Here is a 24191-nt window from a genome sequence, read left to right on the forward strand (position 1 = left end):
CATGTGACAGGAATTGTCAAACCGCCCCGATTGATGCTCAATCGCCGGACCCGCCGAATTCTATAACCCGATCAGTGGACTTCGCCCGATGCCCGACGTCAAACTCCCGTTTACCCGCGAAGAATATATCGAGCGGCTGGTCAAGGTCCGGACGGCGATGGCGAAAGCCGGAATCGAGGTCCTGTTCATCTCCGATCCGTCCAACATGGCCTGGCTGACCGGCTATGACGGCTGGTCGTTCTATGTGCATCAGGGCGTGATCGTCGGCCCCGAGGGAGAGCCCATCTTCTGGGGCCGGGGGATGGACGCCAAGGGCGCCATGCGCACCTGCTACATGACGGTGGACAATATCCGCGGCTATTCGGACGATTACGTCATGGCCGCCGACAGCCATGCGATGGAGGATCTCGCCACCGCGATCGCCGAACGAGGCTGGGGCAACCACACCCTCGGCGTCGAGATGGAAAACTACTACTACTCCGCCCGGGCCCACAGCGTGCTGTCGAAGAACCATGAAGGTGCCATTGAGGATGCCACCGGGCTGGTGAACTGGCAGCGCGGCGTAAAATCCGCGACGGAGCTGAAATACATGCGCCGGGCCGCCCATATCGTCGAGAAGATGCATGCGGCCATCTACGAGCTGATGCGCCCCGGCCTGCGCAAGAACGAGCTGGTGGCGGAGATTTACCGCACCGGCCTGATGGGCGGAGAGGATGACGAGGGCAGCTTCGGCGGGGACTACCCGGCCATCGTGCCGCTGCTGCCGACCGGCAAGGATGCCAGCGCGGCGCACCTGACCTGGGACGACACCGAGCTGGAGCCGGACCAGGCCACCTTCTTCGAGATCGCCGGCTGCTACCGGCATTATCACGCCCCGCTCTGCCGCACGATCCATCTCGGCACCCCGCCGATCGACATGCTGCGGGCCGAGGAAGTCGTGCTCGAGGGCATCACGGACGGCATCGAGGCCGCCCGCGCCGGCAACACGGCGGGAGACATTGCCCGCGCCTTCTACAAGGTGCTGGAGAAGCACGGGGTCAAGCGCGAGGGCCGCTGCGGCTATCCGATCGGGCTCAGCTATCCGCCGGACTGGGGCGAGCGCACCATGTCCATCCGGCCGAGCGACAATACCGTGCTGCTGCCGAACATGACCTTCCACTTCATGCCGGCGCTGTGGATGGATGACTGGGGGCTGGAGATCACCGAGACCCTGCGGATCACCGAGGCCGGCCCGGCGGAATGCCTGGCCAATGTCGAGCGCAAGCTGTTCGTGAAGGAATAAGGGCCGAAAATGCATCCGAGCCGCGAGACCACGCTCCAGATCCTGTCCGACCTGATCGGCTTCCCGACCGTTTCCGCCGACAGCAATCTGGCGCTGATCGACTATGCGGCGGACTATCTCGGCAGGCTCGGCGCCAGCGTGCATACATTCCGGGACCCGCACGGGACAAAGGCCAATCTCTTCGCCACCATCGGCCCGGAAGTGGATGGCGGCATCGTGCTGTCCGGTCACAGCGATGTGGTCCCGGTGACCGACCAGGCCTGGTCCAGCGATCCGTTCGACATGCGCACCGCGGACGGACGGGCCTACGGGCGCGGTACCTGCGACATGAAAGGCTTCATCGCGGCTTCACTGGCGATGGCACCGCACTATGCGAAAAGCGACCTTCGGCGCCCGGTGCATTTCGCCTTCACCTATGACGAGGAGGTCGGCTGTCTCGGCGCCCGGGCACTGATGCACGAACTTGCCCTGCTGCCATTCAAACCGGCGGTCTGCGTCATCGGCGAGCCGACGGAGATGCGGATCATCGAGGGCCACAAGGGCTGCTGCGAATATACCGTGACCTTCAGCGGGCTCGAGGGGCACGGCTCGCAACCGGATCTCGGTGTGAATGCCGTTGAATACGCGGTGCGCTATGTCACGAGGCTGATGGAGTTGCGGGAAGTTCTGAAAGGCCGGGCGCCCGGGGGATCGCGCTTCGATCCGCCCTGGACGAGCCTGCAGATCGGCCGCCTGTCAGGCGGTGTCGCCCACAATGTCATTCCAGGTCTGGCCCAGCTCGACTGGGAGATGCGCCCGGTGCAGAACGGCGACGCGGATTTCGTGAAGCGGGAAATCGCCGCCTATGTTAACGACGAATTGCTCCCGGCAATGCGGGCGGTCTCGAAGGATGCGGGTATCAGCACCGAGATCATCGGCGAAGTCGACGGGCTGGAGCCGGTCCCGGACAGCGAGGCCCTGAGGATCGTCGCCGAGCTGACCGGTGCGAACGGCGCGGATCTGGTGGCCTTCGGCACCGAGGCCGGCCTGTTCCAGAAACTTGGCATCTCCACCGTGGTCTGCGGTCCCGGCTCCATCGAGCAGGCCCACAAGCCGGATGAATACATCGCCCTCGACCAGATCGACCAGTGCCTCGTCATGCTGCATAAACTGACGGCCAAACTGACCGTGTGAGTCCAAAGACTCACAATCCCCGGCAGGTATCGACGCGCTCGATCATCGGCCGTCCTGTCCTTCACCGGCATCGTCGGAACTACCGCTGAGAGCAAAATAAGCGAGGCCCGCACCGGCCAGTGCGAGCAGCAGGGGTTTGGAGCGACCTATGGCCGGGGCCATGGTCAGCGCGGCGGAAACCGTATTCAGGCTCTGGCGCCGGATTTCCGCTTCGTGCCGGCGCTCATGGGCGCTGACCGCAGCCGTGACTGCCCAGACCAGAACCGCCAGGGCACCGGAGACGAGAACCAGGATGCCGAGCGCCGCCAGCAGGTCGAGGCGCTGGGCAAGCCAGATCCCGGCTGCGGCAACGGCGGCCCCGTAGGCGGTCAGGCCAAACAGGATGGCAAGACCGTAGAGGGCCGCGTTGCGCCGCGTCCGCGCCGCCAGCCGCCCGGTATTCCAGGCGGCAATGTTGGCGATGTGGGAGACGAGCCGGTCAAGCACGGTTAGCGCCGAACCAGATAGCCGACCGCGAGGCCGATACCGGCAGCGATTGCGAGCGAGCGGATCGGCCGGGCCCGGACATTGGTGCTCACACCCTCCTCTATCCGGTCCAGATCCTCCTTCACCCGCTTGGCGGCGGCGGAGGAATTCGCGGCGATCTTCGCGGCGGCATCGTCGCCACGCTGCTTCAGGTCACCGGCCTTGCTCTTGCCGAGGCCGGACACGCTGTCGGCCAGCGCGGAAAGATCGGCGCGGAGGGCAGCGAGCTGGGCTTCGATGTCGTCGGGTTTCGCAGCACTACCATTTGCTGCGGTCTTTGTCTGGGCGGTAGCCATGGTGATGTCCTTTGTTTTGGAGTGGGAGGCAGGGGCCGGCAAGCCGCCCCCTGGCATTCAGGTCATGAGAATGTCAGCTGCTAGCGAAGGATGATGGCGTCCGGCGCAATGCCGTAATCCTCATCCGAATAGGCCGGATGGGCTTCCAGCTGGGCCAGGGTGAAGGGCACGTGCACCTCGACCTCGCCGTCGGATTCGGCCTTCATCAGCTGGCCGGTACGGGACGCCAGCGCGATCGGCTTCTCGCCAAGGCCGAGGAAACCGCCAACATCCACGACATAGGCCTCGACGCGATCACCGGCACCACGCAGAACCTTGTCGATTTCGCCGATATCCTCGTTGTTCGCGCCATAGACGCGGGCACCGATAAGGTCTTCAGTCTCTACCTTTGCCGGATCGACCGCGACAAGAGTTTCGTCACCCCCGGTCAGTGAAACGATCGCGTCCTTGGAGTGCTTCTTGAAGGACGCGAAGCTCTCGTCGATCTTTTTCATGGTCGGAGCTGCGAAGCCAAGGGTGGCGTAATCATCGAAGGTGCTCCGATCGAAGTCCGGGGCCTTCTTCAGCTCTCCCTTGGTCGCGTTGGCCACAAGGCGACGGCTGTCATCATCCGGAATCCACTGCAGACGGCCGATATCGATCGCGACATCCTTCTCGCCGATGCCGAGCACGCCGCCGACACCGATCACGGCCGCCACGACATTGCCGCCGGTGGTCATGACCACGTCGTTGATATCGCCGATCGGCTCTGCATCCTTGGCCGTGGAGCTATAAACCGACTTGCCGATCAGCACGGAAGCCAGGATCTGGCCTGTCTGCGGCTTCAGGTAGGGTGTGGCTTCGGCCGCGCCGGATACGCTGGAATGCAGCACGAATACACCCGTGCCCTCGGTCGCGCCGGAACCGGCAGCGTTTGCGGTCATCAGGCCGCCGAGGGCAATGGTCGCGCTCAGTGCGGTCGTCGTAAGAAGCTTGCGGATCATGGTTGTTCTCCTCTTCACCTGAAGAATCCTGGAGGTCATTCCCAAGGAGCGACGGTCGTGCGCCGTCCTCAGCAAAGAAACGCGGCCACGCGACGGAAGTTCCAAAAAGATTTGTCGAATTCGGAAAAATCAAACAATTGGAATAAATCCACAAAGTATCACTCAATAGAAATGAAAGAGGGGCGATATAATATCGCCCCTCTTTCTCTATTTTGTTTCGGCAACATTTTATGAATCAGACTGCACACCCGAGCGTTCGCGCGACCGGCCCAGTACGAAGTCATAGACAAGCTTTGCGAAGACCGCGATCGGCGCAGCCAGAAAGGCGCCGGGCATGCCCCAGCACCAGGTCCAGAACAGCATGGAGACGAAAATCAGGATCGGATTGAGTGTCATTGTCCGCCCCATCACCACCGGCGTGACGGCATAGCATTCGACCGCATTGATCAGCGCAAAGGCGGCCGGCACGGACGCAATGGCAAGCCAGGTGTCGAAGCTCGCGAGCCCGGCGAGCGTCAGCACCACCAGCATGGCGAGCGGGCCGACGAACGGCAGGAAGTTCAGGAAGAAGGCAAGCAGCCCCCACATCACCGGGTTCGGCAGGCCGAGCAGCAGCATGGCCAGCGCGGTCAGGGCGCCGACACAGAGATTGATGGCCGTCAGCGCCCGCACATAGGTGGAGAATTTCTCCTGCACCGCGCTCATGAAGGCGACGAAGTCCGACCGGTTGTCGATCCGGCGGACGAATGACCGTGCCGCCCGGCGCCCCTGCGCCAGCAGCATGTAGAGCAGACCGAGCGTCATCACGATCTGCGCCATTGTCAGCCAGGTATAATTGGCCAGCTGCCGCAGGAATGACGGGCCCTCGACCACGACCGTGGCATTCTCTTTGCCGCCGCCGGAACCGTTCTCCGCCATGTCCTTGAGCTTTTCGGTCGCCTGCGAGGCTTCCTCGATGGACTGCCGCAATCCCCAGAACTCGCTTTCGAGCTTCCTGACGATCTCGGGCAATGCGTCGAGCCAGTACATGGCCGGGTCGGAAAGCTGGAACAGGGAGAGACCCGCAAAGCCGACAAGAGTCAGAACCACGACCAGGGCACCGCACCAGTCAGGCAGGCCGATCGCGCCTATGGTGCGGACGGCAGGGTAGAGAATGACCCCGAGGAACAGGGCCAGGAAGATCGGCAGGAAAAGCTCGGAGGCGACATAGAGCGCCGAGCCCGCCGCAAGCACGAACAGACCGATCACCGCATATGACTGGACATCACGCAGCCGCGCCCTCCGGCGGAGGGCGCGGCGTGCCGGCGAAACAGTCTCGGAGCGGTGCTTGTCGCGCGCCGCGTCGGCGGGTTCTGTCATATGCGCCAAGGGGCTAGACCCTGACCCCGGATGCACTGCGCGGGCCGGCGACCATCCAGATGATCAGGCCGATGACCGGCAGAACGATGATCAGCAGGGCCCAGAGCAGTTTATTGACGCCGGAGGCACCGCTGGAAAGCACCTGGATCACCGCATAGATATCGGCGATCAGAATGATCAGGGCGAAAAGCCCGGAAAAGAGGTCCATGGGTTCGACTCGCGTTGTTGACTCTGCCGGAACAACGCGCCGATGCCCGGATGGTTCCCCTGGATACCGACCACGGGTCCCGGGAACAGGCTCAGGTCACGGCGAAGAGCGCGATCTCCACGGCGGACGGAAGCCGGGCCCTAGTCCTTCTTCGACATCGCCTGTCCACAGCCTGTCGGCGGAACCACCGAACCCGTCCGATCAATACGGGCCAGTCCGGCATCGGACAAGACCGAGGCACGAACACCGCGCGTCAGCTTCCTGGAAAAGCGCTCTATGCCACACGGAACGTGACCTAGCCCTGGCGGACCGGGTTCTGACGGCAGGAAAACTGTCAAGAAACCACTCACGTAATAAAAAGCGTGGAATTAAAACTGAATTCACCCTCTTGGCTTGGCTATATTTTTCTTCAAAACGGACGGCCCAATACCTTTCCGCATTAACCGGTATTTCATAAATTATCGGTAAAATTTGATTTAGAAAGCAATCCGCCCCCTATCAATACCTCGGTCCATCCTAATTCAAATTCTGGAATCCCCGAACATGCTCAAGAACGTGAGAATCTCGACCAAGATGTATGGCGGATTTGCCATCATATTCGCCTTCCTCTTGCTAATTGCATTCACCGCCTGGACCAACATCAGCGATGCTGAGCGTGTGTTCAGCAGGTACCGGGCGATTGCCCTGCAGAGCAATCAGGCCGGCCGCGTCCAGGCGAACCTGCTGGAAGCGCGGCTCGCCGTGAGGAACTTCATCATTGACGGCAGTCCGAAAAGTATCGAGACGGTGAACACGCGGGTCGGCAAAACAGTCGCGCTCAAGGACGAATTCGAGAGCATGGTCGAGCGCCCGCAGAGGAAGGGCCTAATCGCCAGTTCAGCCGACTCTCTCAAGACGTACGCTGGATCTTTCGCCGAGGTGACCGACTTGCAGGCGGTGCGGAACGAGCTTGTCTTCGGCACGCTGGACGTGGTCGGGCCACAGATGGAGAAGAAACTGACCGCCATCATGCAAAGCGCTTATGAGGATCAGGATGCCAAGGCCGCTTTCCTTGCGGCGGTGGTGCAGCGGAACCTGCTGCTGATGCGGCTTTATGCCACCAAGTATTTGGTCACAAACGACAAGGCGGCTTTCGAGCGCGTGGTCAAGGAAAGCGCGGAGATGCAGAAGAACGACAAAGTTATGCTCGCGGAACTGCAAGATCCGACCCGCCGGGCATTGGCCGAGGAAGTGGACACCCTTCAGAAAACCTATGATACCGCGTTCAGGAAGGTCGACGAGACAATCACCGCTCGCAACGGCATCATCGAAGACAGACTCGATATGATCGGGCCAAAAGTTGCCCAGGACATGGAAGAGCTCAAGCTCGACATCAAGGCCGAGCAGGACACGCTGGGCCCCCAGGCAAGCGCCGACATGCAGAATGCGGTGACAACAACCGTCACCGTTTCGATCATCAGCCTCATTATCGGTGCCCTCGCCGCCTGGCTGATCAGCAACAGCATTTCGCGTCCGATCGTGATGATCACCGCCTCGATGAAGAATCTTGCCGAGGGCGACAAGGCGTCGGAAATCCCCGGACGGGACCATCGGGACGAGATCGGCGACATGGCGGCCGCCGTTCAGGTCTTCAAGGACAATATGATCGAGAACGATGAGCTGGCGGAGCGCGAGCTGGCGGCGGCGAAGGCCCGCGAGGAACGGGCGGGCGTCATCGAGAAACTGACGCAGGACTTCGATGCCGGTATTTCGGAACTACTGGGTGCCCTAACGTCGTCCGCGACCGAAATGGAAGCAACGGCAGGGTCCATGTCCCAGATTGCCGACCAGACCAACAGTCGCGCCTCGGCAGTCGCGGCGGCGGCCGAGCAGGCCTCCGCAAACGTGCAGACGGTTGCCACCGCCGCAGAGGAACTGTCCTCTTCGATCAGCGAGATCGGCCGGCAGGTTTCCCATTCATCCGAGACGTCAACTCGGGCGGTGAGTCAGGTCAACGCGACCAACGAACAGGTCAAGGGTCTGGCTAAAACAGCACAGCAAATCGGTGATGTGATCAACCTGATCTCGGACATCGCCGAACAGACCAATCTCCTGGCATTGAACGCGACGATTGAGGCGGCCCGCGCTGGAGAAGCCGGAAAGGGGTTTGCCGTGGTGGCCAGTGAAGTGAAGAATTTGGCAACCCAGACGGCGAAGGCGACCGAGGATATCTCGCGGCAGATCGGTGGAGTCCAGTCCGAGACGGATGCAGCCGTGAATGCCATGGAGGGCATCGCCGCAACGATCGGTGAGCTCAACGAGGTTGCGACGGCGATCGCCGCCGCCGTTGACGAGCAGGGTGCCGCCACGGGCGAGATCGCCAGAAACGTCGAAGAAGCCTCAGCCGGTACACGGGAAGTGACGACCAACATCACCGAGGTCACACAGGCAGCCAGCGAAACTGGCAGCGCAGCGTCCGAGGTAACCGGCGTGGCAGCCGAGCTGAACGTCAAGGCGGATCAGCTCCGGGCCCAGGTCGAGAAGTTCCTCACCGACGTCCGAGCTGCATAACATTCCACAATCAACAGCGGAGTCAGGCTTGCAACAAGCCTGACTCCGCTGGCTAGGATCGTCGTCGCACGCCCTACCCAGTGACAGAAACCTGAAAAGCATGAACCGAGGCGAGCAGATCACCCCGGTCGAGATCTGTTTTTCCGGCATGGATGGTCTAGAACTGGCCCGGCTCAGGTCACGGCGAAGAGCGCGATCTCCACGGCGGAAGGAAGCCGTGTGCCGGAGCCGAGAAAAAGCGTGCAGTTGACCCAGTCGTAACGCGGATCGCCAGTCTCCAGACGGGCCGAGGTCCGCATGTAATATTCCTCGGGATCGACGGGCTCACCCTCGGCCAGCCGCGCCAGGACCTCCGGCGGGCCGTGCCGGTAGCCCTGGTTCACCACCTCGATCAACGCGCCGTCCGGCGTCTCGAAGGCATAGCGGGCATCGAGCCAGGCGCAGCCATTGTCGTAAACGGTCTGCCAGTCCGCCCCGACGCCGAGGATGGTGCCGGCCAGCTCCGGCCCCTCGACGCGGCCGCCCGTGATCGGAATGATGCGCTTCTTGCCCGCCCGGCCCCGGCCAAGCTCCCGGACCGGACTCAGCTCCACCGTCAGCGTGCAGACCGGACGCAGGGCGGGCGCGGCGCGCATCTCAGGCGAACCCGAGCAGGCGGGCCGCGTTGCCCTTCAGGATATCGGGGCGGATCTCGTCCTTGATCTTGATCTGCTCGAAATCCGCAAGCCAGCGTTCCGGCGTGATCATTGGCCAGTCGGAGCCGAACAGGACCTTCTTCCGCAGGATCGAGTTGCAGTAGCGGACCAGGATTTCCGGGAAATATTTCGGGCTCCAGCCGGACAGGTCGATATAGACGTTCGGCTTGTGCTGGGCGACGGCCAGCGCCTCCTCCTGCCAGGGGAAGGACGGGTGCGCCAGAATGATCTTCAGATCCGGAAAATCGACAGCGACGTCATCCATGTACATCGGGTTGGAATATTTCAGCCGCATGCCGTTGCCGCCGGGCATGCCGGAGCCGACGCCGGTCTGTCCGGTATGGAAGAGCGCGATGCCACCCTCCTCCTCGATGGCCTCGTAGAGCGGATAGGCCATCCGGTCGTTCGGATAGAAGCCCTGCATGGTCGGATGGAACTTGAAACCCTTGATGCCGAAATCCCGGATCAGCCGGCGGGCCTCGCGCACGCCCATCTTGCCTTTCCACGGGTCGATGGAGGCGAAGGGGATGAGCACGTCGTCATTCTCCGCCGCGAGTTCGGCGACTTCCTCGTTCCTGTAGCGCCGGTAGCCGGTCTCGCGTTCCGCATCGACCGGGAAAATCACGGCGGCGATATTCTGCTCACGATAATGCTGCGCGGTCTCCGGCACGGTCGGCGGATGCTGCCAGGGCGCCCGGAAATACTGCGCCATGGTCGCCTGCAGATCGTCATATCCGTCATCCGTGTGGCAGCCGCACGGCTCCTCGGCATGGGTATGGATATCGATCGCCCGGACCTTGGAAATATCTACCATGTTCGTCTTCCTTCAGAGTGTCGTCACGGCTGCGTCGCCGTCGGAATAGAGCCGCTCAAGAAGCGCGGACCGGCGCTGCAGGACACGGCGGAAATTGAGGTTGCCCTTGGCGGTCATCTCCGCCTCCGGCATCGAAGCGGGTTCAGCCAGCACGATGGCCCGGCTGACACGTGTCGAGCTGCCGGAAAATTCCCGGTCCCGGACGGCAAGCCGGCGGTGGATATCGCCAAGCAGCAGCCTGTCGGTCAGCGCGCCGTCCGCCTCGTCCAGGGCGTAGCCCTCACGCTCCAGCTCGGCGAGATTGGGGAAGATCATCACCCCGATCTCGCCCCGGTCGGCACCGGTCACCACAAGGTCGGCCGCGAGTGGCGCGAGGCAGGACAATAGATCGAGCCTGAGCTGGGCGGCCCGGACCCAGGTCCCGGTCAGCAGCTTGAAATCCTCCGAGATCCGGCCATCGAACCGCAGACCCCGGTTTAAATCCTCGGGGTCGACGAAAATCATCGCATCCCCGGTGATCAGGAAGCCTTCCGCGTCGAACGCCTCCCGGGTCTTCTCCGGTGCCTCGAAATAGCCGGGCATGATGTTCGGCCCCTTGACCCTGACCTCGCAGCGCATATCCGGATCCGGAACCAGCTTCACCGTCACCCCGTTCAACGGCACGCCGACGACGCCGGAGCGTTCCGTCGGCTCCATCTGCATCAGCGCTGCGGGCGCGGTCTCCGTCAGGCCCCAGGACGAGGTGATCAGCGGGATCTCGCCCTTGACCTCGAAGGCCATGCGTTCAAGCCCCTCCCAGACCTCCTGCGGCAGGGACGCCCCGGCATAGAAGATCAGATCCAGCCCCTCGAAGAAGCGCCGACGCAGTGCCTTGTCGTCCGTCAGCGCGGAGACAAGCATGGAAAAGCCGACCGGCACGTTGAAGGAAAGCGTCCCCGGCATCAGCGAAAGGTTTTCGACCGTGCGGTCGAACAACCCCTTCACCGGCTTGCCGTCATCGATATAGAGACTGCCGCCATTGGCCAGCATCATGTTGAAATTGTGCGAGCCACCGAAGACATGGTTCCAGGGCAGCCAGTCGGTGATCCGCGGCGGCCGCTCGCGCAGGAACGGCAGGGCGTCGGCGATCTGGGTCTGGTTCGCGCACATCATCCGGTGGGTGGTGAGCACCCCCTTCGGCTCCGAGGTCGAACCCGAGGTCATCAGGATCTTGCCGACCGTATCCGGCGTGACGGCGGCAAAGGCCGCATCGACCTCCGTCCCGGCCCGCGCCTTCAGCAGATCGTCAAAAGCCGTGATATCGCTCCTTCCCCCGGTTCGGCTGGCAACAATCTCGATGCCGTCGAACATGTCCAGCGCCAAGGCTTCGGCATATTGACCCGCGTCAACGACATAGGCCATGCGCGGCCGGACCAGCTCGACCGCATGGCGGAGCCGGATATGGGCGCCGTGGACCAGGGAATATTGCTCCGCCACGGGAACAATCGGCGCGCCGATATATTGCCCGGCCAGGGCGAGCAGGCCATGATCCACACCGGCACCGGACAGCACGATGATCGGTGTTTCCGGTCCCATGCCGCGCGCCAGCAGCGCCGCCGCCAGGGCCCGGACCTTTTCCAGCACGACGGCAAAAGACTCTTCCCGCCACCCGGCGCCGCTGCGCTCGGCGAGGAAGACCCGGTCCGGCGCTTCGGCGGCCCAGCGATGCAGCCAGTCTCCGGTGCGTTCCACCACCGGGCCGAGCGGATAGGCCGAGCGCAGGATGATGCTGCCATCGGGACGATCCTCCCGTTCGGTGCGGTGGGGGCGGAAACTGGAAGTGCGCTTCATCCCGCCTGTCCTCCCGCCTGCCGGATGATCACCATCGCTTCGGCGACAATCGCCCGCATTTCCGGTGAGAGTCCGCGGAACATCTGCTCCTCGTGTCGCTCGACCGCCGCCATCGCCTTCTCGCAGAGCCGCCGCCCCGCCAGTGTGACGTTGAGGGCATAGGTCCGCCGGTCGGTCGGCACCCGCTCGCGGACGATCAGATCCCGGCCTTCCAGCGCGTCCACCAGCACGACGAGATTCGGCCGTTCGATATCCATCACCGCGGCAAGCTGGGACTGGCTGAGCCCCGGATTGTCCATGATCAGCACCAGGGCGGTGTAGGAGGTCATCCGGAGATCGAACGGGCGCAATGTCTCCGCCAGGTCCGCCTGGACGACATTGAAGGCCCGCTTCATCCGGTAGCCGAGGAAGCGCTGCAGCAGGATGTCGGACGCCCCGCCGTCGGCGGACGGGACCGTGCCGGCCTTCTCTGCTGGCGCCGTCATGCCGCGCCGCCGAATTTAGGCATCCGCTTCTCGAGGAACGCGGCCAGCCCCTCCACCGCGTCCGGGCTGGTCTGGGTCAGGGCCGCGCACAGGCTTTCGGTGAACAGCCCGTCCGCCTTGGACATGTCCTCGATCCGGCTCAGTGCCTGGATCATGATGTAATTTGACAGCGGCGCGTTCGAGGCGATTTTCGCCGCCAGATCCAGCGCCTGTCCCAAAGCCTCGCCCTCGCCCACCGCATAATGGGTCAGCCCGAGGGCCAGCCCCTCTTCCGCCGAATAACGCCGGCCGGTCAGCATCATCTCGATCATCCGGTCGGCACCGAGAATGCGCCCGACCCGGACGCTGGCGCCGCCACCGACGAAGATACCGCGCCGCCCTTCGGGAAGCTGGAAGATGGTCGAGGGCTCCGCCAGCCGGACATGGGTCGCGGTGGCGAGCTCGAGCCCGCCGCCGATCACCGCGCCGGACAGTGCAGAGACCACGGGCAGACCGCCGAACTGGATACGGTCCATCACCGCGTGCCAGCTGCGGGAATGCCGCATCGTCCCTTCCGCGTCCCGGGCCACATGCTCGCTGAGATCGAGACCGGAGCAGAAATGCCCCCCAGCTCCAGTCAGAACCACCGCCTTGATCTCCGGCGGCGGCGCAAGGAAAAAGGCGTCAATCGCCTGCAGCAGCGCGTCGCACATCGCATTGCGCTTGTCCGGCCGGTTCATGCTCAGGACGGCAATCTCGCCACGCGCTTCAATAGTCAGAACAGGGTCGCTCATGGGGATACCTCAGCGCTTCGGCAGCCGGACCGCGCCGTCGAGGCGGATGGTCGTGCCGTTCAGATAGGGATTTTCGACGATCTGCCCGGCGAGCAGGGCATATTCCTCCGGCGCGCCGAGGCGGGCCGGGAACGGGATGTTTTCGGCGATCTTCTTTGCCACCTCTTCCGGCAGGCCCTGCATCATCGGGGTCTGGAACAGGCCGGGTGCGATGGCGACGACACGGACGCCGAACTGGGCGAATTCCCGCGCCGCCGGCAGGCAGAGCGAGGCAATCGCCCCTTTCGACGCGGCATAAGCCGCCTGGCCAAGCTGGCCATCCTCAAATGCCACTGAGGACGTGTTGACGATCACCCCGCGCTCGCCGCCTTCCAGCACCGGCAGTTCGGCGATGTGCCGGGCGGCGTGGCTCATCACATTGTAGGTGCCGAACAGGTTGACCCGCAGCGTGCGCTCGAAGACGTCGATGGAAAGCTTGCCCTCGCGGCCGACGATACGCGCGGCCGTGCCGATCCCGGCGCAGTTCACGACAATGCGCGGGGCGGCGTCCAGTTCTTCGGCAATGCTGTCGATTGCGGCACCGACCGCGTCCGCCTCGCTGACATCGACCCGACGGAACAGACCGCCAATCTCTGCGGCGACTGCTTCTGCCCGTTCCGCATCGAAGTCGAGAATGGCGACCTTTGCCCCCTGCGCGGCCAGATGACGGGCCGTCGCCGCGCCAAGGCCACTGCCGCCGCCCGTCACAAGTGCCGTATTGCCTTTGATCAGCATGATGTGAATCCATGTCGATTGAGTGTGCGCATCGCTTTCGCTCCGCTCAGTAAAGAAGGAACAGCGTGATGGACGGGAACAGCACCAGAAGCACCACGCGGACAATGTCGGAAGTGACGAACCAGAGCACCGCCCTGTAGGTCTCGCTGATCGGCGTTTCCCGGTCCATCACGTTGATAATGAAGAGATTCATCCCCACCGGCGGGGTAATCAGCCCGACCTCGACCACGATCAGCACCAGAATGCCGAACCAGATCGCCATATGTTCCGGGCTCATGCCGAAATCGAGCAGGCTGACCACCGGAAAGAAGATCGGGATGGTCAGCAGGATCATCGACAGGCTGTCCATCAGGCAGCCGAAGACGAGATAGAACAGCAGGATCAGGGTCAGCACGGTCCAGGCGCTGAAACCCTGGCCGACGACCCAGGCCGAGAGCTCCTGCGGCACCTGGCTGAGGGCGAGGAAACCGTTATAGAGCGCGGCGCCGAGGATGATGAAGAAGATCATCGCGGTATTCTGTGCGGTGGCGATGATGCTTTCCTGCAAACGGCTCCAGCTCAGGGCGCGCCGGATGAGCGCGATGGCCCCCGTGCCCGCCGCACCGACCGCCGCGCCCTCCGTCGGCGTGAACCAGCCGAGATAGATGCCGCCGACGACGAGGCCGAAGACCAGCAGCACCGGCCAGACATCGACCAGCGCGCTGAACCGTTCGGCATAGGGAATGGGCTCCCGGGTGCCCGCCGCGTCCGGATGGCGCCGGACATAGAGCGAGATCGTGATCATGTACCCCGCCGCCGCCAGCAGGCCGGGAATGAAGGCGGCCGCGAACAGCTTGGCGATATTCTGCTCGGTCAGGATGGCGTAGATCACCAGGATCACGGAGGGCGGAATGAGGATGCCGAGGGTGCCGCCGGCGGCCAGCGTCGCGGTCGAGAAGCCGCCGGAATAGCCGTAGCGCCTCAGCTCCGGCAGGGCGACCTTGCTCATGGTGGCCGCGGTCGCCAGCGAGGAGCCGCAGATCGCGCCGAACCCGGCACAGGCCCCGACCGCCGCCATGGCGACGCCGCCGCGGCGATGGCCGAGCCAGCTTTCCGCCGCCTTGAACAGGGCGGTGGACATGCCGGACAGGGTGGCGAACTGGCCCATCAGCAGGAACATCGGGATGATGGTCAGCGAATAGCTGGAGAAGGTCGAATAGGTCTCCGACTTCAGCTTGGCCATGAACATGGCGCTGCCGCCGGTGGAGAAATACAGCCCGCCGATGCCGCACAGGAACATGGCGAGGCCGATCGGCACGCGCAGGAAAATCATGACAAGAAGGACAGGAAAGGACCAGAAACCGAGTTCGAGCGGGCTCACTGCTGCATGCTCCCCGACGTGAGGTCGTTCCGCCCGGTCAACAGCCCGGCAACCCTGACCCCGGCCGCGTAGAGCGCGATCACGCCGGCAATGACCGACGCCGCGAAACTCGCGGCATATGCCCACCAGACAGGAAACTGCAGAAGGAAAGTGGTCTCCCCGTTCCTATATTTGCCCTGGAGCCCGTCGAACAGGCGCCAGGCGATCAGCAGAACCACCAGTGTCAGGGCAACCTCCCAGACGGCGACGAGCACGCGGTTCACCGTTGCCGGAAGCTGGTCGGTGAAAATATCCACCGTGGCATGTCCGGCGCTGAGCTGGCAGATCGGCAGGAAGGCAAAAACCGCGAAGGCGATCCCGGCCTCGACGATTTCGAAATCCCCCGTCAATGCGGCAACGCCGCTGGCCAGAAGCGCTTCCGCGAGCCCGGGCGCCACATCGTTCAGCAGCACACTGTGGCCGAGCGTATTGAGCCCCCGGCCCAGCACGCTGATGCAGGTGATGGCGATCAGCGCCAGCAGAACAGCACCGCCGAGCAAGGCCATGAACCGTGCCAGCCGTGTCACGAGGGCAGCCATGGTTTCAACTCCGGAGTTGGAAAGGCGGGAGGAGCGCCCCGGACCGGTAAAGCGGCCCGGGGCAACGCGGCTATTGTGCCGTGTGTTTCTTGATCAGGGCGATGGCCTTGGCCCTGAGCCCGGTACCGTCGAGCCCCTTGCCGTCCATCTCCTTGATCCAGCTTTCGGTCACAGCCTCACCGGCCTTGCGCCACTCGGCCGTCTGCGCCGGGGTCAGATCGATGAGATTGTTCCCCTTCTCGATCGCCGCCTGCCGGGCCGGGCCGTCATCCCGCTGCATCTGGGCACCCGCGAAGGCGGAGAACTCGATGCCGGAATTCCTGTCGATGACGGCTTTCAGATCGTCCGGAAGCGCGCTGTACCGGTCCTTGTTCATGGCGAAGATGAAGGTGGTGGTATAGAGCGAGGCATCGCCGAAGCTGGTGTGGTTCTGCACCAGCTCGGGCACGCGCAGCGCACCGGTCACCTCCCATGGAATCACGGTGGCGTCGATCACCCCCTTGGAAAGCGCTTCCGGCACGGCCGGGACCGGCATGCCGATGGGCGTGGCGCCGAGCGCGGCGAACAGCATGTTGGTCACCCGCGTCGGCGCCCGCAGCTTGACCCCGTTCAGGTCTGCGACGGAGCTGATCGGCGCCTTGGAATGGATCAATCCGGGTCCATGCACCCAGAGCCCCAGCACCTTGAAGGCACTGAAGTCGCTGTCCATCATGGTTTCCTCGGCAAGCTCCCAATAGGCGCGCGAGGTGGCTTCCGCATTGGTCATGGTGAAGGGCAACTCGAAGACCTCGGTCTTCGCAAAGCGACCGGGCGTATAGCCGGAAACGGTCCAGATGATGTCGGCGATACCGTCGATGGCCTGGTCGATCAGCTCCGGCGGCTTGCCGCCGAGCTGCATGGCCGGAAAGCGCTGGATCTCGATGCGGCCGCCGGACTCCGCCTCGACCTTGTCTGCCCAGACATACAGGACGTTTTTCGGGACATTGGCCTGCGCCGGCAGGAACTGGTGCATGCGCAGGGTCACTTCCGCCGCGGCGGAGACGCCCACGCTGAGGGCAAGCACGGCAAGCGCCGTGGCCGCCCGTGTCAGGCTTACGCGAATTAAGGTCATGGTTTCCTCCCCAAATGACCGATGTCGGCGGAGGCTTTGCGCCTCTCTTCCGATTAATTATATAACATAACTATTTTATCTCGTAACTACTCTCATGCGCCGTCATCAGACCGGCAGAGCATGGACCGGCACAGCCTATCCGTTTTCTGAAAATTTATAAATTCCCCGAAAAGGCGCGTCTCGCCGCATGCCTCCCGGCAATATAGGCAAAGGCGATGGCCGGACCGAGATTGATGCCCGGTGCTGGATAGACCCCGCCCATGACCGATTGCATGTCGTTGCCGCAGGCATAGAATCCCGGGATAGGCTGGCCGTCCGCATCGACCAGGCGCGCGTCGGTGTCGGTCAGCAGCCCGGTGGCCGCGCCAATATCCCCCGGCCAGAGCCGGATGGCATAAAAGGGCGGAGTCCGAACCGGGCCGAGAGTTGGATTAGGGCAGTGGGAAGGATCACCGTTGGCCCGCTCATAGACTGTCGTGCCCCGGCCTAAATCGAGATCGATGCCGGTTTCGGCAAAGTGGTTCATGCGCGCAACGGTGTCGGCAAGGCCGGCACCATCGATGCCCAGTTTCTCCGCCAATTCCGACAATGTGTCCGCTTTCACCAGATATCCGTCGGCGAGGAACGGCGCCAGTCCCCGTCCGCCCGGCCGGACCATGCCGAGCCCGTATTTCCTGAGCCCGTCAGCGTCCGTGATCTGGTAAGCCGGGATGGTCGCGCCGCCTCGATTCGCGGCATACATCGCCACCACGAACTCATGATAGGAGCGGCTTTCATTGACGAAGCGCCGTCCGTCCCGGCCGACCGAGAAAATGCCGGGCTTGGACCGGTCGAGAACGAAATGCGGGAACACCGCCATGCTGCCGTCCCTGCGCTGGTGGCGCGACACCGGCGCCCAGAATACCGGCTGCTCCGCACCCTCCCCATACCGGGCACCGAGCCTGAGCGCGATATCATGCAGCGCGCCGGTATTGCCGGGGGCCGCCGGGCTGAATTCCGGCAGCGGTTCGGGCAGCATCTCCCGGCGCCGCTCCGGATGGCGGGCAAAGCCGCCGGATGCGAGGATGACCCCGCCCGACGCCTGCAGGCGCATCTCCCGGTCTCCGGTACGGACCGTCACGCTCGAAGAGCCCGCGTCGGCCGAGATACCGGTAACCTCGGCTTCCATCAGGATCGTCACGCCAAGATCCTGCAGGGTCTTCAGCAACCGGCCTGTCAGGGCATTCCCCATGACAAGCCGGGCGCCGCGCCCATGGCGCAGCCGGTCCAGCGCGTACCCGGCAATCAGGCGCAGGCCGTGGGCCAGGGATTTCAGGGATCGGGTCATCTTCAGCAGATGGCCGATATCGTCCCGGTCGACCATCATCCCGTCCAGGATCGTGAATTCCGGGATCGGCGGCCGCAACAGCACCAGAGCCTTCCCGAGCGTTCCGCCATCGAATGGCAGCGCTTCCAGCGCGCGGCCACCGGCAGCCGAGCCTTCCAGCTCAAAGAGATAATCCGGATGGAAGGGCCGGGCGCGAAACCGCACCGCCGTTTTTTCTTCCAGACAGCGGACCGCTTCCGGCCCGACGCGCAGGAACGTGTCCCGCATCGCCTTCGGTGCCCTGTTGCCCACGGCGGCATCGAGAAACGCGGCCGCCTGCTCCGGGCTGTCCTCTGCGCCAACCGTCGCGGCATGCCGGGTATTCGGAATCCAGACGGTGCCTGCGGACAGCGCCGAGGTGCCGCCGACATGGGCCGAGCGCTCGACCAGAACTGTCCGCGCGCCTTCCAGCGCGGCGAAGATTGCCGCCGCCATCCCGGCGGCCCCGCCACCGAGCACGATCACGTCCCACTCGGTCGATTGATGTTCTGCGTCCGCGAATTCCAGGTCGGTCATTGAGCGCGATCTTCCTGCTGGAGAGTGGGCCACGGGCCGATCATAGAAGTTCTCGACTCAAAACATGATTCAAAATTAGAAACTCTTTCCATTTTCTATCTTTACCGCTTTAATCTACCTCCACCGCCCCCGCTGACCGGAGAGATCCATTGAACGGAGATCAGTCGTGAGCAGCGCTCTTGAGCGCGGTCTCCGCATCCTGGAGCTGATGGTCACGCATCCGACCGGCCTGCCGGTGAGCAGGATCGCCGCCACGCTCGACATGCCTGTCTCCGGCGTCCACCGGCAACTGAAAGAGCTGGCCCGGCTCGGTTATGTCCGGCAGGTCCGGGACCAGGGCGACTATCTGCTCAGCGTCAAACTCTCCGCCCTCGGCCTCAGCTTTCTCGGCCGCTCCGGGGTGGCCGACATCGCCCAGCCGATCCTCGACCGGCTGGCATCCACCAGTGCCGAGCTGATCCGGCTTTCCGTCATCGACGGAGACCGGCTGGTATGGGTCGCTGTCGCACAGGGCGCGACCGGTGGCCTGCGCTACGACCCGGGGCGCGAGCAGGGCGTCGCGGTGCATCTCGCCAGCACCGCCGGCGGACAGGCCTGGCTTGCCAGCATGAGCGACAAGGAGGCTCTGGAACTGGTCCGCCGGCAGGGGCTGCGGCCGACCGAGTTTGAGCCGGGACCCGGAGCGCCGGCGACCCTGAAGGCTCTGCTCGCCGCCTTGAATGAGACCCGCGGCAAGGGGTATGCGCTTACCGTCAACAGCTACATGATCGGCATGGCCGCCATGGCAGTGCCGGTGCAGTCCGGCCCCGGCGGCCCCGTGGTCGGCTGCCTCTCGATTGCCGGCCCCTCCGTCCGGCTCGACCGGGAGCGTGTCGCAGCCCTGGCGCCGGTGCTGACCGAAGCAGCCATCGAGCTTTCCGCCGCCGCCGAGGCCTCGCACTTCTTCGGGCGGCTCGGCCGCACGGACAGCGGAACACCGGAGCGGCACAGCGCCATGTCGGGGAAGTCCGGCTGATGCGCGCCTATTCCCTCGGCTACCTGACCGGCAACGGCGTCGATCCGGTCACGGCCGTCACCATCGCTGCGGAACACGGCTATGACATGGTGAGCTTCCGCCTGCTGCCGGCGGGGCCGGGCGACACACTCTATCCGTTGCTTGAAGACGACACGCTGCTGCGCGAGGTGAAAGCCGCACTCCGGGACACCGGGGTCAGCATGGCCGACGCGGAGATGATCCGCCTGGGCGCAGAAACGACGATCGCGGACTTCACGCCCTTTCTCGACCGGATCGCCGCTCTCGGCGCGCGGCACGTTCTGGTCGCCGTCGACGATCCGGACCCGGTCCGGAGCCAGGACACCTACAGTGCGCTCTGCGCCCGCCTCGGCACCTACCGTCTGACCGCCGATCTCGAATTCATGCCCTGGACCGGCGTGAAGGATCTGGCGCATGCAAGACGCATGGTCGAGACCGCCGATCATCCCTCCGCCGCCGTGCTGTTCGACAGCCTGCATTTCGACCGCTGCGGCTCAACCCTGGAAGAGTTTGCGGATCTGCCGCCAAGCCTGATGAACTATGTGCAGATCTGCGACGGTCCCGTGCCCTATGACCCGTCGGACGCTGAGTTGATCAGGATCGCCCGGACCGTGCGGATGATCCCCGGAGAGGGCGGCATCGATCTCGCCTCCATCGCCGCGCTGGTGCCGAAGGACATGACGGTCAGCGTCGAGGTTCCGAACCATGCCTTGGCGGCATCCGTTGGCGCCTCCGAGGTCGCGCGGCGCGCATTGGAAGCAACGAAGACCCTGCTCGGCGACTGATGGCAGGAACAGCAAAACAATAAACCGAGGGAGTGAAACATCATGGCTTTGACCGGAAGCGCCTTTCTGGCGCTATGGCACGACATCGCCCCGCCATCCCAGACCGAATACATGGAATGGCACACCCGGGAGCATATGCCCGAGCGGCTGTCGATCCCGGGCTTCACCATCGGCAAGCGGCTGATCAATCACGATGTGCCGCGCTACCGCTACGGCACGGTCTATGGCGGTGAGAACGTCGAGGTGTTCCGCTCACCGGCCTATCTCGAACGGCTGAACAATCCGACCGACTGGTCCAACAAGGTGCAACCGACCTTCCGCAATTTCCTCCGTGTGGCCTGCGACCGGATCGCCTCCAGCGGCGTCGGTGACGGCGGTGCAATGGCCACCATCCGGCTCGATTTTGCGGATACGGGCGGACCGGAGAAGGTACAGGCCGGCGCGCAAGCCCTCGCCGATGCCCTGCTCGCGGTCACCGGCGCCTGCGGCGTGCATATCGGCCTCGCCCGGACCGAAGTCTCCGGTGTGAAGACCAGGGAGACCGAACTGCGCCCCGGCATGGCGGAGAAGGAATTCGACGTCGTCGTGCTGGTCGAGGGTAGCGGCGCGCCGGAACTCGAGGCTTCCGTCCCCGAATTCCAGGCTGTCATCGCCGCAAGCGGCATCGGCGTCAGCAGCCCGCAGACCATCGTCTACAACCTCGCCTATCAGCTGACCGCAGCCGATATGGCCGGTGCGGGAGCGGCACAATGAAAGTCCTGATCACGGGCGGCGGCGGGTTTCTCGGCGCCTGGCTCATCAAACGGCTGAACGCGCGCGGCATCGACGCCCGGGTGTTCGACCGCAAGCAAGACCGCTCCATCCTGCGGGAAATCATCGGCGACGCGGCTGACGGCATCGACTGGGTGACCGGCGACATTGCCGACACGGCGAGGGTCCGGGACGCGGCGCGGGGCTGCGATTTCGCGGTTCACCTCGCCGCCCTGCTGACCCCGGACTGCGCCGCCAATCCGGTGCTCGGCGCGCAGGTCAACCTGATCGGCACGCTGAACGTGTTCGAGGCGGCGAAGGCGGAAGACATGCGCGGCATCGCCTATGCCAGCAGCGCTTCGGCCCTGGCGCCGGACGATTGCGCGGATCTCAGCCCGATCACCCATTACGGCGCCTACAAGCTGGCCTGCGAGGGCTGTGCCCGGGCCTACTGGATCGAATCCGGCGTTTCCAGCATCGGTTTCCGCCCGGCCATCGTGTACGGCCCGGCCCGGGAAACAGGCATTTCCGCCGGTCCGTCGCTGGCCTGCCGCGAGGCGGCGGCAGGACGGCCCTACACGATTGGCTATTCCGGCGAAGCCGACCTGATCTTCGTCGACGATGTGGCGGCGCTCTGCGAGGCAGCGGCCCTGAAGCCGTTCGAGGGCGCCCATGTCATTACCCTGTCCGGCGAGCGGGCCGATGTCAGCGCCCTCGTCGAGGCGATCCACAATCAGGTGCCGGGCGCAAGAATTGACTGGGACGGCCCCCTCCTGCCGATTCCGCCAGACATGGAGCCTACTCCGACCGAGGATCTGCTTGGCCCGCTGCCGCGCACATCCCTGAAGGACGGCATCGCGCAGACCATCGCGCATTATCGGCCCGGACGAAACGCGTGACCGGCATGATACGCGACGGGCAAATCGCCCTGGTTCAGCGCTATTTCTCGGCCGTGGACGGCGAGGATCTGGAGCAGGTGCTTGCCACCCTGACGGAGGATTGCCGGTTCTCCGTCGAAACCCATGGCGTGGCCCTGACCGGCCATGCCGAGATCGGCGGGATGATGCGGCAGCTGTGGAGCTGCCACAAAGCCGTCCTGCATGACAGTTTCCACTATGTCTGCGACCCGGAGGGCGGCGCCATCGCCGCCCGGTTCCGGGTCGTCAACACGCTGCATGACGGAACGCTGGTCCAGAAATCGAACTGCAATTTCTTCACCATCAAGAACGGAAGGTTCGACACGGTTGCCGTCTACATGGCCGGAGAGAACACCCTCACCCGCGAGGCCTGACGGCCGTACGGGTGAAACAGCTGCCGAACCGGTCTTCCGGTCACTTCTTCAAGCGGAAACGCTGGATCTTGCCTGTCTGCGTCTTCGGCAATGCCTCGGTGAACACCACCGAGCGCGGATATTTGTAGGGCGCGATCATGGTCTTCACATGCGTCTTCAGCACCTCCGCCTCGGCATCGGACACTTCCACGCCGTCCGCCAGCACCACATGCGCCTCGACGATCTGGCCGCGCGCCTCGTCGGGCGCGCCGATCACGGCGCATTCGGCGACATGCGGGTGGGCGAGCAGGGCCGCCTCGACCTCGGGACCGGCGATGTTGTAGCCGGAGGAGACGATCATGTCGTCGTTGCGGGCGGCGAAGTGGAAATAGCCGTCCTCGTCCTGCACGAAGGTGTCGCCGGTGATGTTCCAGCCATTCCGGACATAGGCCCCCTGCCGGTCGTCGGCGAGATAGCGGCAACCGGTCGGCCCCTTGACGGCGAGCCGGCCGGGGGTGCCGCGCGGCACCTCCTGCATATCCACATCCACCACCATCGCCTCATAGCCGGAGACCGGCTTGCCGGTGCAGGCCGGCCGGGCGTCGCCGAAACGATTGGAGATGAAGATATGCAGCAGCTCCGTCGAGCCGATCCCGTCCAGCATCGGCTTGCCGGTCTTCTCCATCCACTCCTCGAAGACCGGCGCCGGCAGGGTCTCACCGGCGGACACGGCGCAGCGCAGGGACGAGAGATCCGCGCCCTCCTCCATGGCCCGGAGCATGACCCGGTAGGCGGTCGGCGCCGTGAAGCAGACCGTCGCCCTGTGGGTCTCGATGATCTCGATCATGTTCGGCGGCGCCGCGTTCTCCAGCAGCGTCGCCGTCGCCCCGAAGCGGAGCGGGAAAATCGCCAGGCCGCCCAGGCCGAAGGTGAAGGCGAGCGGCGGCGAGCCGACGAAAACATCGTCGGGCGTCACCTGGAGCACCTCGCGGGCATAGCCGTCGGCAACCATCAGCAGATCACGGTGGAAATGCATGGTCGCCTTCGGCGCCCCGGTGGTGCCCGACGTGAAGCCGAGCAGTGCGACATCGTCCCGGCCGGTCCGCACCGTCTCGAAACGCACCGGCTTGCCGAGGGCCGCCCGGTCGAGCTCCGCATCATGGTTGGCGGTGCCGTCGAAACCGATGACCGCCTTGAGAAACCGGCTCTGCTTGCCGCAGGCGACCAGCTCGTCCATCAGCCTTGTATCGCAGAGCGCGAGGGAGATTTCGGCCTTGTCGACGATGGCGGACAGCTCACCCGCGCGCAGCATCGGCATGGTGTTGACGACCACCGCGCCCGCCTTGGTGGCGGCGATCCAGCAGGCGACGAGGGCCGGGTTGTTGGCGGCGCGGATCAGTACCCGGTTGCCGGGCTGCACTCCGTAATCCTCGACCAGGGCATGGGCCAGCCGGTTGGTCCAGTCTGTGAGTTCCTTGTAGGTGCGCTGGCGGCCATTGCCGATCAGGGCGACATTGTCGCCGAACCCCTTGGCCACCATGTCGTCGGTCAGTGCCTTGCCGACATTCAGGAATTCGGGATAGGGAAAATCCTCGAGCAGAAAGTCCGGCTGCATCGCCTGCGGCGGCAGATTGTCCCGGGTGAAACTGTCGACATGTCCGCTCGGTCCCAGCAT

General features: G+C 64.2%; 24 protein-coding genes. 8 read left to right on the forward strand and 16 right to left on the reverse strand.

Annotated elements, in window-relative coordinates; genetic code table 11:
• The first annotated feature begins 88 nt into the window (after positions 1–88).
• Together RH950_RS20450 and argE are read left to right on the forward strand one after the other, a co-directional pair.
• The gene (locus tag RH950_RS20450; protein WP_350059602.1) at positions 89–1282 is read left to right on the forward strand and encodes a M24 family metallopeptidase; all 1194 of its coding nucleotides are present in this window, start codon (positions 89–91) and stop codon (positions 1280–1282) included.
• 9 nt (positions 1283–1291) lie between these two features.
• The gene (argE, locus tag RH950_RS20455; protein ID WP_350059603.1) at positions 1292–2455 is read left to right on the forward strand and encodes an acetylornithine deacetylase; all 1164 of its coding nucleotides are present in this window, start codon (positions 1292–1294) and stop codon (positions 2453–2455) included.
• A 42-nt stretch (positions 2456–2497) separates the two neighbouring features.
• Here the strand turns inward: argE and RH950_RS20460 are convergent, their stop codons facing one another.
• The 5 genes from RH950_RS20460 to RH950_RS20480 all read right to left on the reverse strand — a co-directional run bounded on the left by RH950_RS20460 (position 2498) and on the right by RH950_RS20480 (position 5826).
• Positions 2498–2941 (reverse strand): hypothetical protein, encoded by a 444-nt coding sequence (locus RH950_RS20460; protein WP_350059604.1) that lies wholly within the window; start codon positions 2939–2941, stop codon positions 2498–2500.
• A gap of 2 nt (positions 2942–2943) precedes the next feature.
• Positions 2944–3276 carry an ElaB/YgaM/YqjD family protein gene (locus tag RH950_RS20465; protein WP_350059605.1) on the reverse strand — a complete coding sequence of 111 codons (333 nt, stop codon included), beginning with the start codon at positions 3274–3276 and terminating at the stop codon, positions 2944–2946.
• An 80-nt stretch (positions 3277–3356) separates the two neighbouring features.
• A complete protein-coding gene (locus RH950_RS20470) occupies positions 3357–4259 on the reverse strand; it encodes a PRC-barrel domain-containing protein (protein WP_350059606.1) in 903 nt (300 codons plus the stop codon).
• 228 nt (positions 4260–4487) lie between these two features.
• Entirely contained in the window at positions 4488–5618 is a 1131-nt protein-coding gene (locus tag RH950_RS20475; protein WP_350059716.1) for an AI-2E family transporter, read from the reverse strand.
• Positions 5619–5631: 13 nt separating this feature from the next.
• Positions 5632–5826 (reverse strand): PLDc N-terminal domain-containing protein, encoded by a 195-nt coding sequence (locus RH950_RS20480; RefSeq protein ID WP_350059607.1) that lies wholly within the window; start codon positions 5824–5826, stop codon positions 5632–5634.
• Positions 5827–6369: 543 nt separating this feature from the next.
• Here RH950_RS20480 and RH950_RS20485 point away from each other — a divergent pair.
• Entirely contained in the window at positions 6370–8376 is a 2007-nt protein-coding gene (locus RH950_RS20485) for a HAMP domain-containing methyl-accepting chemotaxis protein (protein ID WP_350059608.1), read from the forward strand.
• A gap of 173 nt (positions 8377–8549) precedes the next feature.
• Here RH950_RS20485 and RH950_RS20490 read toward each other — a convergent pair whose 3' ends face one another.
• From RH950_RS20490 to RH950_RS20535, 10 genes are all read right to left on the reverse strand, one after another.
• Positions 8550–9011, reverse strand: a complete 462-nt coding sequence (locus tag RH950_RS20490; RefSeq protein ID WP_350059609.1) for a DUF3237 domain-containing protein — start codon at positions 9009–9011, stop codon at positions 8550–8552.
• A gap of 1 nt (position 9012) precedes the next feature.
• Positions 9013–9885: an amidohydrolase family protein gene (locus RH950_RS20495; protein WP_350059610.1), complete on the reverse strand. Its 873-nt coding sequence runs from the start codon at positions 9883–9885 to the stop codon at positions 9013–9015.
• A 12-nt stretch (positions 9886–9897) separates the two neighbouring features.
• Positions 9898–11715, reverse strand: a complete 1818-nt coding sequence (locus RH950_RS20500) for a feruloyl-CoA synthase (protein WP_350059611.1) — start codon at positions 11713–11715, stop codon at positions 9898–9900.
• Positions 11712–12200, reverse strand: a complete 489-nt coding sequence (locus RH950_RS20505) for a MarR family winged helix-turn-helix transcriptional regulator (protein ID WP_350059612.1) — start codon at positions 12198–12200, stop codon at positions 11712–11714. The genes RH950_RS20500 and RH950_RS20505 overlap by 4 nt, the downstream gene beginning before the upstream one ends.
• Entirely contained in the window at positions 12197–12973 is a 777-nt protein-coding gene (locus RH950_RS20510) for a crotonase/enoyl-CoA hydratase family protein (RefSeq protein ID WP_350059613.1), read from the reverse strand. The genes RH950_RS20505 and RH950_RS20510 overlap by 4 nt, the downstream gene beginning before the upstream one ends.
• Positions 12974–12982: 9 nt before the next feature.
• Positions 12983–13747, reverse strand: coding sequence for an SDR family NAD(P)-dependent oxidoreductase (locus RH950_RS20515; protein ID WP_350059614.1), 765 nt, complete (start codon positions 13745–13747; stop codon positions 12983–12985).
• Positions 13748–13793: 46 nt separating this feature from the next.
• The gene (locus tag RH950_RS20520; protein ID WP_350059615.1) at positions 13794–15107 is read right to left on the reverse strand and encodes a TRAP transporter large permease; all 1314 of its coding nucleotides are present in this window, start codon (positions 15105–15107) and stop codon (positions 13794–13796) included.
• Positions 15104–15685: a TRAP transporter small permease gene (locus RH950_RS20525; RefSeq protein ID WP_350059616.1), complete on the reverse strand. Its 582-nt coding sequence runs from the start codon at positions 15683–15685 to the stop codon at positions 15104–15106. Before RH950_RS20525 ends, RH950_RS20520 begins: the two co-directional genes overlap by 4 nt.
• A gap of 70 nt (positions 15686–15755) precedes the next feature.
• Entirely contained in the window at positions 15756–16796 is a 1041-nt protein-coding gene (locus tag RH950_RS20530) for a TRAP transporter substrate-binding protein (RefSeq protein WP_350059617.1), read from the reverse strand.
• A gap of 154 nt (positions 16797–16950) precedes the next feature.
• Entirely contained in the window at positions 16951–18678 is a 1728-nt protein-coding gene (locus tag RH950_RS20535) for an FAD-dependent oxidoreductase (protein ID WP_350059618.1), read from the reverse strand.
• A gap of 166 nt (positions 18679–18844) precedes the next feature.
• Between RH950_RS20535 and RH950_RS20540 the strand changes: the two genes are divergently transcribed.
• From RH950_RS20540 to RH950_RS20560, 5 genes are read left to right on the forward strand one after another with little or no spacing between them, the layout of a single operon-like run.
• The gene (locus RH950_RS20540) at positions 18845–19693 is read left to right on the forward strand and encodes an IclR family transcriptional regulator (RefSeq protein WP_350059619.1); all 849 of its coding nucleotides are present in this window, start codon (positions 18845–18847) and stop codon (positions 19691–19693) included.
• Complete coding sequence (locus RH950_RS20545) at positions 19693–20496, forward strand: sugar phosphate isomerase/epimerase family protein (RefSeq protein ID WP_350059620.1); 804 nt, start codon at positions 19693–19695, stop codon at positions 20494–20496. The genes RH950_RS20540 and RH950_RS20545 overlap by 1 nt, the downstream gene beginning before the upstream one ends.
• Positions 20497–20538: 42 nt before the next feature.
• Complete coding sequence (locus RH950_RS20550; RefSeq protein ID WP_350059621.1) at positions 20539–21249, forward strand: hypothetical protein; 711 nt, start codon at positions 20539–20541, stop codon at positions 21247–21249.
• Positions 21246–22145, forward strand: a complete 900-nt coding sequence (locus tag RH950_RS20555) for an NAD-dependent epimerase/dehydratase family protein (protein ID WP_350059622.1) — start codon at positions 21246–21248, stop codon at positions 22143–22145. The genes RH950_RS20550 and RH950_RS20555 overlap by 4 nt, the downstream gene beginning before the upstream one ends.
• A gap of 5 nt (positions 22146–22150) precedes the next feature.
• A complete protein-coding gene (locus RH950_RS20560; RefSeq protein ID WP_350059717.1) occupies positions 22151–22537 on the forward strand; it encodes a nuclear transport factor 2 family protein in 387 nt (128 codons plus the stop codon).
• 40 nt (positions 22538–22577) lie between these two features.
• Here RH950_RS20560 and RH950_RS20565 read toward each other — a convergent pair whose 3' ends face one another.
• A complete protein-coding gene (locus tag RH950_RS20565) occupies positions 22578–24191 on the reverse strand; it encodes an AMP-binding protein (RefSeq protein WP_350059623.1) in 1614 nt (537 codons plus the stop codon).

Source organism: Nisaea sp. (genome assembly GCF_040217065.1).
Classification (GTDB): Bacteria; Pseudomonadota; Alphaproteobacteria; order Thalassobaculales; family Thalassobaculaceae; genus Nisaea.

Excerpts from the sequence above, each read along its gene's own strand:
- RH950_RS20560 (WP_350059717.1), top strand. The coding sequence starts at position 22,151 with ATGATACGCGACGGGCAAATCGCCCTGGTTCAGCGCTATTTCTCGGCC.
- RH950_RS20525 (WP_350059616.1), bottom strand. The coding sequence starts at position 15,685 with ATGGCTGCCCTCGTGACACGGCTGGCACGGTTCATGGCCTTGCTCGGC.
- RH950_RS20515 (WP_350059614.1), bottom strand. The coding sequence starts at position 13,747 with ATGCTGATCAAAGGCAATACGGCACTTGTGACGGGCGGCGGCAGTGGC.
- RH950_RS20470 (WP_350059606.1), bottom strand. The coding sequence starts at position 4,259 with ATGATCCGCAAGCTTCTTACGACGACCGCACTGAGCGCGACCATTGCC.
- RH950_RS20555 (WP_350059622.1), top strand. The coding sequence starts at position 21,246 with ATGAAAGTCCTGATCACGGGCGGCGGCGGGTTTCTCGGCGCCTGGCTC.
- RH950_RS20505 (WP_350059612.1), bottom strand. The coding sequence starts at position 12,200 with ATGACGGCGCCAGCAGAGAAGGCCGGCACGGTCCCGTCCGCCGACGGC.
- RH950_RS20490 (WP_350059609.1), bottom strand. The coding sequence starts at position 9,011 with ATGCGCGCCGCGCCCGCCCTGCGTCCGGTCTGCACGCTGACGGTGGAG.
- RH950_RS20565 (WP_350059623.1), bottom strand. The coding sequence starts at position 24,191 with ATGCTGGGACCGAGCGGACATGTCGACAGTTTCACCCGGGACAATCTG.
- RH950_RS20485 (WP_350059608.1), top strand. The coding sequence starts at position 6,370 with ATGCTCAAGAACGTGAGAATCTCGACCAAGATGTATGGCGGATTTGCC.
- RH950_RS20465 (WP_350059605.1), bottom strand. The coding sequence starts at position 3,276 with ATGGCTACCGCCCAGACAAAGACCGCAGCAAATGGTAGTGCTGCGAAA.
- RH950_RS20535 (WP_350059618.1), bottom strand. The coding sequence starts at position 18,678 with ATGACCGACCTGGAATTCGCGGACGCAGAACATCAATCGACCGAGTGG.
- RH950_RS20500 (WP_350059611.1), bottom strand. The coding sequence starts at position 11,715 with ATGAAGCGCACTTCCAGTTTCCGCCCCCACCGCACCGAACGGGAGGAT.
- RH950_RS20495 (WP_350059610.1), bottom strand. The coding sequence starts at position 9,885 with ATGGTAGATATTTCCAAGGTCCGGGCGATCGATATCCATACCCATGCC.
- RH950_RS20510 (WP_350059613.1), bottom strand. The coding sequence starts at position 12,973 with ATGAGCGACCCTGTTCTGACTATTGAAGCGCGTGGCGAGATTGCCGTC.
- argE (WP_350059603.1), top strand. The coding sequence starts at position 1,292 with ATGCATCCGAGCCGCGAGACCACGCTCCAGATCCTGTCCGACCTGATC.
- RH950_RS20480 (WP_350059607.1), bottom strand. The coding sequence starts at position 5,826 with ATGGACCTCTTTTCCGGGCTTTTCGCCCTGATCATTCTGATCGCCGAT.
- RH950_RS20475 (WP_350059716.1), bottom strand. The coding sequence starts at position 5,618 with ATGACAGAACCCGCCGACGCGGCGCGCGACAAGCACCGCTCCGAGACT.
- RH950_RS20550 (WP_350059621.1), top strand. The coding sequence starts at position 20,539 with ATGGCTTTGACCGGAAGCGCCTTTCTGGCGCTATGGCACGACATCGCC.
- RH950_RS20545 (WP_350059620.1), top strand. The coding sequence starts at position 19,693 with ATGCGCGCCTATTCCCTCGGCTACCTGACCGGCAACGGCGTCGATCCG.
- RH950_RS20450 (WP_350059602.1), top strand. The coding sequence starts at position 89 with ATGCCCGACGTCAAACTCCCGTTTACCCGCGAAGAATATATCGAGCGG.
- RH950_RS20530 (WP_350059617.1), bottom strand. The coding sequence starts at position 16,796 with ATGACCTTAATTCGCGTAAGCCTGACACGGGCGGCCACGGCGCTTGCC.